General features: G+C 44.0%; 10 protein-coding genes. 5 read left to right on the top strand and 5 right to left on the bottom strand.

From position 1 onward, the window contains the following. Positions 1–55: 55 nt before the first annotated feature. The 3 genes from OO774_RS23850 to modF all read right to left on the bottom strand — a co-directional run bounded on the left by OO774_RS23850 (position 56) and on the right by modF (position 3,215). Positions 56–898, bottom strand: coding sequence for an arginase family protein (locus tag OO774_RS23850; protein ID WP_264907297.1), 843 nt, complete (start codon positions 896–898; stop codon positions 56–58). A 6-nt stretch (positions 899–904) separates the two neighbouring features. Beyond that, complete coding sequence (locus OO774_RS23845; protein ID WP_264907296.1) at positions 905–1,639, bottom strand: IclR family transcriptional regulator; 735 nt, start codon at positions 1,637–1,639, stop codon at positions 905–907. Between the two features lie 127 nt (positions 1,640–1,766). Next, positions 1,767–3,215 (bottom strand): molybdate ABC transporter ATP-binding protein ModF, encoded by a 1,449-nt coding sequence (gene modF, locus OO774_RS23840; RefSeq protein WP_264907287.1) that lies wholly within the window; start codon positions 3,213–3,215, stop codon positions 1,767–1,769. A 601-nt stretch (positions 3,216–3,816) separates the two neighbouring features. Between modF and OO774_RS23835 the strand changes: the two genes are divergently transcribed. Continuing rightward, positions 3,817–4,062: a hypothetical protein gene (locus OO774_RS23835; protein WP_264907286.1), complete on the top strand. Its 246-nt coding sequence runs from the start codon at positions 3,817–3,819 to the stop codon at positions 4,060–4,062. A 491-nt stretch (positions 4,063–4,553) separates the two neighbouring features. On the opposite strand, the gene OO774_RS23830 is transcribed toward OO774_RS23835, so the two are convergent. Continuing rightward, a complete protein-coding gene (locus OO774_RS23830; RefSeq protein WP_264907285.1) occupies positions 4,554–5,501 on the bottom strand; it encodes an LLM class oxidoreductase in 948 nt (315 codons plus the stop codon). A 48-nt stretch (positions 5,502–5,549) separates the two neighbouring features. Then, positions 5,550–6,005: a nuclear transport factor 2 family protein gene (locus OO774_RS23825; RefSeq protein WP_264907284.1), complete on the bottom strand. Its 456-nt coding sequence runs from the start codon at positions 6,003–6,005 to the stop codon at positions 5,550–5,552. Positions 6,006–6,157: 152 nt separating this feature from the next. On the opposite strand from OO774_RS23825, the gene OO774_RS23820 reads away from it, so the two are divergent. The 4 genes from OO774_RS23820 (at position 6,158) to OO774_RS23805 (ending at position 12,032) form a co-directional block, all read left to right on the top strand. Then, positions 6,158–7,081 (top strand): LysR family transcriptional regulator, encoded by a 924-nt coding sequence (locus OO774_RS23820; protein ID WP_264907282.1) that lies wholly within the window; start codon positions 6,158–6,160, stop codon positions 7,079–7,081. A gap of 400 nt (positions 7,082–7,481) precedes the next feature. Beyond that, positions 7,482–8,861, top strand: coding sequence for a PTS transporter subunit EIIC (locus OO774_RS23815; protein WP_264907281.1), 1,380 nt, complete (start codon positions 7,482–7,484; stop codon positions 8,859–8,861). Positions 8,862–9,007: 146 nt separating this feature from the next. Further along, entirely contained in the window at positions 9,008–10,411 is a 1,404-nt protein-coding gene (gene ascB, locus OO774_RS23810; RefSeq protein WP_264907280.1) for a 6-phospho-beta-glucosidase, read from the top strand. 190 nt (positions 10,412–10,601) lie between these two features. Then, entirely contained in the window at positions 10,602–12,032 is a 1,431-nt protein-coding gene (locus tag OO774_RS23805) for a carbohydrate porin (RefSeq protein ID WP_264907278.1), read from the top strand.

Below are 12,032 nucleotides of genomic sequence, written 5' to 3'. Positions count from 1 at the left end.
ACAAAAGCGCCCTTCAGTTGGAGGGCGCTTTTATTTTATCGGTTCTATCTTGCTATCAGGCAGCGTGATCGAGAAGTGGCGCGATTTGATACAGCTCCTCAATAATCGTTTTCGTTTGTCTTGAATAGACGAGACGGTCTCGATCACCAACCAACTGTATGGCTTTTACTTTGCCCGAGACCAAACATAGCCTGATGGTTCTCAGTACCATCTGAATATCTAAAGACATATCACCATCAAGGTCGTTTTTGGCGATAAGCGAACCTAAATCAACCGAAATAATCACTTGGTCGCAATGGTCGAGATAATTGCCTACTTGTTGTTTGACATGATTACGGTGTCGGAAAGTAAACTCTTTATCAGTTACCCAGTCACAGCCTTGGTCCTCAGCATACTCCCAGGTTTCCTGCTTGGTATCATGTTGGTTAACACCCGCAAAAAGCAGCCGAACATTTGGGTAGCGAGAAAGCGCAAAATGAAATGCTGATCCCACCCTTGGCTCTAGTGTGGGCTTTAAATGCATTTTCCTACCTATATGCAAAATACCCACGTCATCCTGACAGGCCACGACTACTGGCAGTATAGACAAGATGGCTTCCGTGCAATTGGTTACCAATACTGGAATCGAGTGACGGGAAAGTGCCAAACTAAGTGCTTCCTGAAAATCTCCGTTCTCTAATTGAGCATAAGTAAAATGACCACAATGCGCAGCCGTAGTTTGATCATGTTGCTGATAGAGCCATTCGCTCGCACTTTCTAAGCTTTGATTCGCTAATTCAAACGCGCCTTTTGACATCGGAGCAACGTGCTCACAAACCGTCATAAATGAAAATGGGTAGTGCTGAACTGGTGTATGTGTTGTTTGCTGAAATTTATAACGTTTGAAAAAGCTCAACATGATGAATTACCTTTCTGGTGGTAGTGCCCTTGCCGCCTGCAACACGTGTAAAACGATACGTTGCTTGTCCTTCTCGACCCTGTGAGCTGGAGCCATAACTGAAACTGCGCCAACGAGTTTACTTCCTTTCATGACTGGTGCGCTGATACCAGAAACACCTGGGTCAATCTCGGAGGTACTTACGGCGTATCCGTGTTTTCTTATCGTGGCAAACTCTTGTTCCCATTCATCAAGACAATGATCCTGTTTGAAGTAACGTAAGATCTTCTCGCCACGACTCTTTGGCATATAAGCCAGCATCACTTTGGATGAGGCGCCACGAAGCAGGGGTTGACTTTGACCCTGGACGAAGCTGCACCGTAGCGCCTGCATACTTTCTTTTTGTCTGACACACAAGGCCCGGTAACCAGAAGGAACCATATAGGCCGCCATTTCTCCGGTCTGCTGAACTAAGCGAGCCAAGATGGTTTCAACCATATCAAGACCGTGCTGTGAGCTTTCATAGCTGTGCATCAAAAGTAGTGCCGCTGGCCCTACTACAAATGTTTTGTCGTGGACGCTTTCTTCAATTAAATTCCATTCTTTTAGCAGTTTCAAATGCCGATATAGACTGCTCAATGGAACGTTTAATTGCTCACTTAGTGTTTTCGCAGAGACTGGGAGCTGGCTTACTGCTACTTTCATTAATAATTGCAGCGCCTTTTCGTTTACCTGATTAGCGTTTGCTTTGTTTGTTGTCATGTATAGGTTGTAACTTGTTGGATGATATAGGACAACTATAATTCTTAATCACTGAGAAAATGAAAATAATTTTTATGGGTGATTCTTACTCTATGAGAAAAGCTTGAGCTTATTGCCGGACGGCCGATCATTTGAGCTGGGCGCGATAACACTGTACCTCTTGAGCAAAAACAAACTCTAACTCGTTTTTAATGCTTTCCAAACGGTCTTCTTGATAATGGGAGACATAAAGCAACTGACTTAAGTTTTCGCGCGCGATGAGCTCTAAGGTATTCTTGACCAGGCGACGGCCTAAAAAGTCCAACCCTTGGTAAGGCTCATCCAGAATCAGCAAAGTGGGTTGTTTGACAATCGCACGTGCAATCAGCAGTAAACGTTGTTGTCCGTACTCTAATTGGCGAAATGACGTTTTTTGGTATTGGCTCATATGTAGGATTTCAAGCCATTCTTTCGCGACTTCCATCTCTTTGCGTGTCGGTTGGTGATATAAACCAATCGAGTCATAAAACCCAGATAAAATGACTTCCAACGCACTGCAATTGACGCGGTACTGCAGGTGCAATGCGGATGACACCATACCGATATGTTGCTTGATCTCCCAGATGGTCTCACCCGAGCCGCGTTTTTTACCGAAAATATGGATATCATTGCTGTAACATTGTGGATGATCGCCGAAAATCATCCCAAGCAACGTACTTTTCCCACATCCATTTGGCCCTTTTACCTGCCAATGCTGGCCTTTGTCGATGCGCCAATTCAAGTCTGTAAAAATCTTCTTATCGGTATATTCGACGTGACCATTTTTCAGCTCAAATATCGGGTTTTCAAAATGGGTAGCGTGTTGATGCTGGCGTATGAGCGCCATCATTTCTTCGCTTTGTTTCTCCGACTGGGATTTTATTTGTTCAATGATTGGGTGTTGATCCCAGCTTTGTTTATCCATGGTGCTGTCGAGTTTTCCGGCGTTAAACAGAGCCACACGATCGATCCACTCTGGCATATCGGATTCGCGCGAAAAGGTAATCAGCATCGGTAGCGACTGAGATAACGTGTGTAAATATTCAGCCAATGTTGCCCGATGGCTGACATCTAGTCCGGTGAAAGGGTTGTCCAACAAGACTAAATCAGGTTGTGTGGCCAAAGCGCGAGCTAACATCACTCGTCTTGTCTCACCCGTAGACAACACACGGAAACCACTTTGCTGAAGATGCGAGAGATCTAACTCTTCGATGAGTTTTTGTGTCAACGCTTCGTCTTGGCAGGATTCAAATATCAACGCATAGACGGTACTGCCCTGGTCAATGCGGTCAAGAAAGTCGGTGTCGTCTTTTTTTAATTCCAGATCTAACAGGCGTTGTTGTTCAGACAGAGAGACTTGGGCGATTTTTAATCCGCCGAGATCTAACTTACCATCGACTGGCAAGAGTTCTCCACAAAGCAGGTCCCCAAGTAGAGAGCCGATATCTCCTTCGGCACTGAAAATGCCCCAGGAATGTCCGCTTTCTATTTTCCAATGCTCAATGGTTAAGTTGGAGGTGTTCCCTTTTGCAATTACGTTGTCTAAACAAATCTTCACTGTGCTTCCTTTCTTGTATGGACTTTATTTATTTTTCTTTCTGTTGTTATACCAAGCCTGGGTAACTGGCGTAAATAGATGGATCTAAGAGAAGCGGCTTTAAGCATGATGTAAATGACTTCAGCGGTGAGTTGAGCTAATTGCTCAATGGGCTGCGGAGAACTACGCTTTTCTTTGATTCTTATAAGACGCGCTCATGGTTTCATTGGTTTGAGTGAGAAAAAAATCAGCAACGGGACTGGTCTTAAGCGTTGATAAAGGAACAAAGAGTAGGAGGCATTATGAGAGCTGGTTTTATATTATTCACCCTTTATGACAGACTATGTCAACGCCACGAACCGTGAAGTCCAAGCGGATTTTAATGGAGATATATGGACAGTGGTTATTAATGGTAAAGAAGTTTATCAAGTTCCGTTAGCGGCTATCGAAGGTGGTCAAGCTTGTAACCATCTATTTTAATTAAACTTATTTATTATTAATTTTAATTAGATTCTTTAAGCAACGAATGACTCTACTATTTAGCGATAGTCACCATCGACCAGATAAGACTCGGTCTTCTTGTTTTGTCGGGCTATTGGTTCAATTTATGAGAGGAAAAAGTATGCGTAAATTCGCGCTATTTGTCACTGTTTTAAGTGCACTATCTGCACAGGCAGTAAACGCTGATGAACTACAGACTGCTGAATTTCAGGGGGCCCTTGTCGATGATATCTCGGGTGTTTTAATGTACGACTTTAGGCTTCCTGATATCGAGGCTTCTCAACGATTCATTATCCGCGAAGATAAGACGGTTGAGGTTGTCGAATCTGGTAACTCAGATAGTTTTACTGAGCACTGTAAAGAATAATCAGGTAAAACAATAAAGCTCACCATTGGGGGAGAGTCACCAAATGGAGTTCTACAGAAAATCACTTGTAATACAAAGCCAGTAACAACTCGCTTGACGACGTTTGTAAAGCCCTCAGGTCAACCGTCAACACAAGCCGTTTTGTATGTGATTAACGCTCTGCGTTCTGGTTATGAATTAAATGGTGTGCAGTACAAGGCAAATGGCGATGAAATCACCAAGTCTTGGGAGAGGTTTCAGGCTTCTATGTAAGCGACATGACTAACAATACGTTAAGTAGTGCTTTAGCTATTTTTGTTAGTCACAAGCACTCAAAGCTATATCCTGGTCATAGCATTATGAATAACTGCTACTTCTAAGCTCTCTAGGCGGTTATTTGAATCTTTTAGAAATTGGGAAAGTCCGGGGACAAGCTTCGTCCCCGAACTTTTCATCTTTACTGGTGCACAAGACAAGTGCTGTCGAGCGATATTACTAAATATGGCTAATCTCTAAGCCAGATTGATCGCTGGCAGTACGTATTCACCCATTTCCTCAATGACCTCGTTGGCAGGACGACGTGAAGGCTTAAGGTTGAGCGCAATATGTCGAACCCCTAGATCTCGGTGTTGCTTTAGTCGTTCTATCAGTGCATTTCGACCAATGCGAACTACGTTGTAGAATCGTTGGTACGGTGCATCGGGGTTAGCATCAAGATCAAAGAAGGTCGCGTAACCGTATTTAGGCGCAGGGCGATCGCCAGCTGCGGTTTTAAGTGATGCCACAATTTCAGTGATAGCTCGTTCATCATCGACTGACCAAATCCATGCATCCACGTTGCGAGCCAACCAGTCGATTGGCTGACGAGAGCGGCCTACCGCCATCAACGGCACTTTGCCATTTTTAGGTTTTGGATGCATGTCCAAATTGCCAGTGAAATTACCATAATGACGGCTTTGCATCCTTGGAAAGGATTCACCGTGAAGTGTTTTTATCATTTCAACCGATTCGCGATATAACTCTGCACGTTGGTCAAAATCCACACCAAATGCTGGGTATTCAACCGGACGATCACCAGTAGATAAACCAAGCACGAACCTGCCCCCTGTTAAGTAATCCAAAGAGGCTGACTGCTTAGCCACTGAGATTGGATCGCGTAGAGGGAGAACAATCCCAGCTGTCCCCAAAGTAATCGATTTTGTCGCTGCTGCCATGTATCCCGCATAAACGAATGGATCAAGCATCTGCGCAGCGTCTCCAAAGTTTGGATCGTAAAACGGTACGTCACGTAACCAGATACTGGAAAAGCCTGCTTGTTCTGCTAATTGAGCAGTGTGCTGGTGGTCTGCCAAAGTAGGAAATGGTGAGCTAGGATAACCTTCCAACGGCGTGAGCAGCCCGATTGTGATCTTATCTTCGGAAAACACGCGCGTAAAACTGGGATTCAGTGTCTCTGTCATGGTTGTCTCTTTTTAATTCCTTCAGTGTATTGGTAGCGTGGGCGAGGGTTACTCTGCTTCAGGCCAGAGAACGTCAAGTTCTGAGTGGGCAATACGCCATTCACCATTTACACGAACGTAAGTATCCAAGTAATGGCCAAGCAGCAAAAATGGATGCTGTGCGCTTTCTCGGTCAGTGACGAAATCAAGCAAGTAGCAACTGCCTTTTGCGTGGTTTTCATCAATAAGCGTAATGTCATGATTAGTGACTGCGTGGATGAATGGGAAGTGCTGACGATCTTTTGTGTCGAACATTTTATAAGCGTCAGCAAGACTTTGCTTAATTTCATCCAGACCTTGCATAGAACCCACGGTTACTTTGACTTCTGCGTCCTCAGTGAAGACTTCTCCCATACGTTCTGCTTGTCCGCCGTCTAAAAGTTGGCTATAGCGCAAACGCAAGGCTCTGATTTCTTCACGATCTAATAGAGCTTGAATACGTTTCATATCAATTTGGTCAGTCATGGAATATCTCCGTCTGCTGGTTGAATTAGGTTCAGAACCATTGCTTCGGATATCAAACCGTGCAATTTCGTCTGCTATGGAAGTATTCTATTGACTTGTTTAAAAATGATAATACAGTTTAAATTCCATTTATTTAGTCCTTGGGTTCCACAATGAAGTTATATGAAACTCAATTTTCTGGCGTGGTCGAATATGTTGAAACTCTCAAAACCGGTTCTTTCACAGCTGCCGGTGAGAGGTTGGGGCTGACAGGCTCTGCGGTAGGTAAAAGTGTGACCCGTTTAGAACAAAAACTAGGAACCAAACTGCTGCACAGAACGACTCGCAGTTTGACGCCAACGCCGGAAGGTCAACGGTTCTTTGATGGTTGGGTGGCGATATTAGATGAGATAGAAAGCCTTGAATCCGGAGTGGTTGCGGGTAGTAGCCAGATTTCTGGGCGTTTGAATATCCATTTACCCGCAGCGTTTGGGCGCAGACATGTGATGCCGGTATTATCACGTCTTGCGACTGAGTATCCGAGCCTGGAAATGTCGGTAAACTTTACCGAGCGACGAATCAACCTTATCGACGAAGGTGTGGATCTGGTGGTACGAATAGGCACATTGGAAGACGATGCTGACTTGGTTGCACGCAAACTTGGACGTCAGCGTTTGGTGGTGTGTGCCAGCCCGAGTTATCTATCGCGCAAAGGTGCTCCTGAGATCCCCGCTGAGCTAACAGAGCATGATTGCATTATTGGTAGCAGACGTAGTACTCAGCCAGCTTGGCTATTTTGTCAGTCAAATGGTGAATCATTTTCTCAGGTAATTCGAGGGCGTTATGACTTTAGTGATGGTGACGCAATGGTTGATGCGACGCTAAATGGATTGGGATTAAGTCAACTGCCTACCTGGTTGGTCAATGAGCACCTAGCAACGGGGGCTTTAGTGACGGTGTTGGATCAGTGGGCTGGAGCAGAAATGCCTATACATGCTGTTTGGCCACGCTCACGTTATTTAAAACCACGTCAACGAGTCGTGATTGATGCTTTGCTTGAAGAATCTCAGTCTTCGACGTCGGTCTATCACTTATAGCTCTAAATCAATCCAAAGCGTCCCCTCCCTTTAGAAAAAGGGTCTGTGTAAAGCCCTTTTTCTCCTTCCTTTATTCCGATTTCTATTTTTTATTAACTAAATCAATATATTAATCTAAAGGAAACCGATTTCCTTTGTTTGGTTTTTGTTGTTCGTCAAAATAACATTATATTAATACTATTGTTATTATAAATTGTTGTTATTTAACGATTAGTGTATTTTTTAGGTGTGGTAATCCTCGGCGATATCTAATTCTTTGTATTCTCTTTGCTTATAAAATAGTGTGTGAAAGTCGTCACGAATTATTAATTAGCCACTTTTGGGAAACCGGTTTCTCGGTTAGTTTACTCATCAAAGGAGCTCCTACTTTTTATAAAACTAACGATATTGGGGTAATGAAGTGAACTACTCAAACCTTGCTAAAAACCTGCTACACCTTATTGGTGAAAAAGAAAATGTGGATGCATTGACTCATTGTGCAACCCGTTTACGTTTTACTTTGAACGATAATTCTCGAGCTAAAAAAGATGACATTCAAAACCTGGAAGGGGTACTGAGTGTTGTTGAAAGTGGTGGTCAGTTTCAAGTGATCATCGGTAATCAAGTGTCTCATGTACATGCGGCTCTGCAAGAGCTGTTATCAGGAAGTTCAAATCAGACAGAGTCATCAAACACAGCTTCTACTAATGCGCCAAAGCAAAAAGTTGGGCTGGTAAGTAGAGTTTTTGAGGTTATTTCCGGAAGTTTGTCTCCGTTGATTGGAGCACTTGCTGGCGCAGGTATGCTAAAAGCGCTAATTGCCGTTCTAGTGATGTTTAATATGCTGGACAAAACCGAATCTACTTATTTGATTCTATCTGCCGCAGCAAATGCCGTTTTCTATTTTCTACCGATCCTTTTAGGTATTTCAGCGGCGGTAAAGTTGGGAGCTAATGGTTATGTTGGTGGAGTGATAGGCGCTTCATTATTAGAGCCTAATTTCACCGGCTTAATTGACGGCGGCTCGGCTGATTTCTTTGGAATCCCTGTAATTGCAATTAATTACTCTTCTAGCGTGTTTCCGATTTTTATCGCCATAGCGATGCTGGCTTTGGTTGATAAATATCTAAAAAAAGTCTGCCCGAACAGTATTCAACTATTCATGGTGCCGATGTTAAGTTTGCTTATTGTCGTCCCTCTGACCATGATTATTTTCGGTCCTTTCGGAGTGTATCTGGGCAACTGGATTGCTGATGGACTCAACTGGCTAATCAATCACAGTAGTATTCTGACTGGTGCGGTAGTCGGTGGCTCGATGATGTTTCTTGTGATCTTTGGCCTGCACTGGGGCATCGTACCGATCATTATCGCTAACATTGGCTTGGGCGGTTCCCCGATTGCTGCAATGTGGGCACCTTGTACATTCGCTCAAATCGGTGTTGCAGCTGCATTCTGGTTACGCTCGAAAGACCAAAATATCAAAGCGATTGCTGGTCCGGCTGCGATGTCAGGCTTCCTTGCTGGCGTCACAGAACCTGTCATTTACGGCTTAATCATGCGTTTTAGAAAAACGATTCCAGTGGTGATGTTAGCTGGGGCTATTGGTGGGGCATTTGAAGCAACGATGAAAGTGAAAATGGTTGGTTTTGCATTCCACAGTATTCCAGGTATTCCTTTATTTGAGCCTGTAATCCCTTATGTCATCGGTATTTCAATCGGATTCGGCTTGTCGTTTATCGGCACACTGCTTCTAAATCCAGAAAAGCAGAACGGCACGAGTGCAGCCACAGCAAAAGCCTGAAACTAAATCCAACACAATTATTTTCGCGCAGCGAGGTAATCGACTTACCGAGGTCATTGTATCGGCCTCGCTGCCTTAAACAGGTGACGAGCGAAGTAAGCGCTAATCACTGATTTTTATAACAAAACAATGAGAGAGAGATCGTTATGAGTTTTCGTTTTCCAGATTCTTTTTTATGGGGCGGCGCGGTTGCTGCAAACCAAGTTGAAGGGTCTCACGTTACTGATGGTAAGGGGTTATCAACCTCAGACGTTCAACCTAAAGGCGCATTTGGTGACCCAGTAGAAAGGGTTGATGGAGACTTTAACATCAAGGATGTCGCTATCGACTTTTACAACCGCTATCCGGAAGATATCGCGATGTTTGCAGAAATGGGCTTCACGACATTGCGCCTTTCGATTGCCTGGACACGTATTTTCCCTAATGGTGATGATGCGGAACCAAACGAAGCGGGTCTGGCACATTACGACAAGTTACTTGACGAGTTGGAAGAACACGGCATCACTCCATTGTTGACCTTGTCGCATTACGAAATGCCTTTCCATTTGGCTAAAGAATATCAAGGCTGGGCAAGCCGTGACGTCATTCCAATGTTTGAAAAGTATGCACGTACGGTATTTGCACGCTATGGTCATCGTGTAAAACATTGGCTTACATTCAACGAGATCAATGTAACGCTTCACCAACCTTTTACCGGTGCTGGTCTTCCGCGCGAAATTGATGAGCAAACCCGTTATCAGGCGATCCACCACCAACTTGTAGCGAGTGCGAAAGCGGTGAAAGCATGTCATGAAATGATTCCTGACGCGAAAATCGGCAACATGATTTTGGGTGCGGTGTTGTATCCATATACCTGTCATCCGAACGATGTGATGAAAACCCTACAGCAAAACCGCGAATGGCTGATGTTTGGCGATATTCAGGCTCGTGGTTACTACCCAACTTACATGACTCGTAAGTTTAAAGAGCTGGGTATAGAAATCGACATTACAGATGAAGATAAAGAAGCCTTGAAAGAAACCATCGACTTTGTTTCATTCAGCTACTACATGTCTGGTTGTGCAAGTGCTGATCCGGCAATCTCTGATAAAGCGGACGCTAACATGCTAGAGATGGTTCCAAATCCACACTTGAAAGCATCGGAGTGGGGATGGCAGATTGACCCAGTTGGCCTGCGCTACCTGCTGAACTTCTTGTACGACCGTTATCAGTTGCCACTATTCGTAGTAGAAAATGGTCTGGGCGCGAAAGATGTGCTCAACGAAGAAGGCATCGTGGAAGATGATTACCGTATTCAGTACCTCAGTGACCACTTATACCAAATTGGTGAAGCGATCCAAGACGGCGTTGACGTGATGGGATATACCTCTTGGGGCCCTATTGACTTAGTTAGTGCATCAACCGCACAGCTGGCTAAGCGTTACGGCTTTATCTACGTGGACCGTGATGACAGTGGTAACGGCACATTAGAACGCAAACCGAAGAAGAGCTTTTACTGGTATAAATCGATTATTGAATCTCAAGGCGAAAAGCTGGTTCCTACTGAATAGTATTTATTGAATACCAGAAACACTTAGTAATAAAAATAAAGCATTAGGGACGATATAAATAATTAATTTCCCTGATCTAAAGCAGCAATAAATTATTAATCCCCCAGTGTTGAGAGAGCCCCTCCATGTTTATCCTGAGCATGGAGCGGGTTCCTTCAACCCAAATAAAGTGAAATTAAGTGGTAATAATATGAAATCATCTACTCCTTTATATTTGGTCAAACTCCCTCTAATTAAAGCTTTTACCATGACGGCTTTGACATTAGGTTTATGCGGTCATGCAATGGCAGTTGAATCTATGGGCTCTAAGCCGTTGCCAGAATTTACCAATTACGACAACGGAAACACGGTGTATTCAGGTTATTTTCGTGGTGGATGGTCGACGAGTACTCAGGGTTCGCCAAAGCAATACGCTATTGGCTCATTGGGTCGTTTAGGTAATGGTTACACCTTCGCGGGCTGGTATGATCTGCAGGTTGCACACCGTGTTTACAATGAAAATAACCGCACAGTAAAAGCCGTAGCCATGATTGATGGTAACGTTGGTCAGGAGTACGCGTGGGAAGGTTTTGGCTACGATAACCAAAGTATTCTACAATTCTCTGATCTCTATGTTGATGCAACCGGTTTTATTCCGGGAGCCCCGGACGTTTCACTTTGGGTAGGAAGACACAAACAGGTCGATTACGAAATTCAGCTTCTCGACTGGAAAGGTTATAAAGGGACCGGAGGCGGTGGTGTTGGCCTGGATAATATCGACCTCGGTTTTTCAAACTTAGGTATTTCTTTATTACGTGAAGATTTTGATGCAAGTAATAGCGTTATTGATCACTCTTATGTAGATATTAATAACGTTGTGCATGATGTGATGAGAACAGAAAAAGAAACGCTAAATACCAATGCGTTGGATATTCGTTTTAAAGCGATACCCGTTGCTGAGAATATGACTCTTGATTTCTATACCAAATATCAATTGCCTAATGACGAATCAAAAGTCGAAGAGTTAGTTGGCTACGAAGTCTCTGACGCGTTGAGTTCCGTATTAATGCTGACGCAAAACTTTGCTGAAGGTGGCTTCAATCAATATGGTTTGCACTACGCAACAAACTCCATCGCGAGTACTTTTGGTAGTATTGATGGTCCTAACCCAGAATATGTTTTGAATGACAGTAAAGGGGCGAAAGCGGTACGTTTTTTCTCGCAGGGTGAAATGTATTTTGCTGATAAGCAGTTCAGCATGGCACATGCGTTCGTGCTCACTCACGGGGACGATCTTTATACCTATGTTTCCAATGGCGGCGCAGCAAATGTTGAGACGGATAGTGTTCGAGCTGTCGTTCGTCCGGCTTATATCTGGGATCAATACAACCAAACTGGGGTTGAGCTGGGTTACTTCAAGCAGAAAAACCAGCTTGATGGGCAGGATTACCTTGAAAGTGGCTACAAAGTCACGGCTTTCCATACGTTTAAGGTAGCGACCAGTATGCTGCGTTCAAGACCAGATATTCGCTTCTACGCAAACTACATGGAGTCTTTGGATAACGAAATTTCTAACTTTACGTTCAACGATGGGGGTAAGGACCAGCTTAGCTTTGGCGTACAAGCTGAAATCTGGTGGTAA

Source organism: Vibrio sp. STUT-A11 (assembly GCF_026000435.1).
Taxonomy (GTDB): domain Bacteria; phylum Pseudomonadota; class Gammaproteobacteria; order Enterobacterales; family Vibrionaceae; genus Vibrio.
This window is presented reverse-complemented; position numbering and strand designations above follow the sequence as displayed.

Bases quoted from the DNA above. Each gene is read 5' to 3' on its own strand.
- OO774_RS23850 (WP_264907297.1), bottom strand. From the start codon at position 898: ATGTTGAGCTTTTTCAAACGTTATAAATTTCAGCAAACAACACATACA.
- OO774_RS23845 (WP_264907296.1), bottom strand. From the start codon at position 1,639: ATGACAACAAACAAAGCAAACGCTAATCAGGTAAACGAAAAGGCGCTG.
- OO774_RS23835 (WP_264907286.1), top strand. From the start codon at position 3,817: ATGCGTAAATTCGCGCTATTTGTCACTGTTTTAAGTGCACTATCTGCA.
- OO774_RS23830 (WP_264907285.1), bottom strand. From the start codon at position 5,501: ATGACAGAGACACTGAATCCCAGTTTTACGCGCGTGTTTTCCGAAGAT.
- OO774_RS23825 (WP_264907284.1), bottom strand. From the start codon at position 6,005: ATGACTGACCAAATTGATATGAAACGTATTCAAGCTCTATTAGATCGT.
- OO774_RS23820 (WP_264907282.1), top strand. From the start codon at position 6,158: ATGAAGTTATATGAAACTCAATTTTCTGGCGTGGTCGAATATGTTGAA.
- ascB (WP_264907280.1), top strand. From the start codon at position 9,008: ATGAGTTTTCGTTTTCCAGATTCTTTTTTATGGGGCGGCGCGGTTGCT.
- OO774_RS23805 (WP_264907278.1), top strand. From the start codon at position 10,602: ATGAAATCATCTACTCCTTTATATTTGGTCAAACTCCCTCTAATTAAA.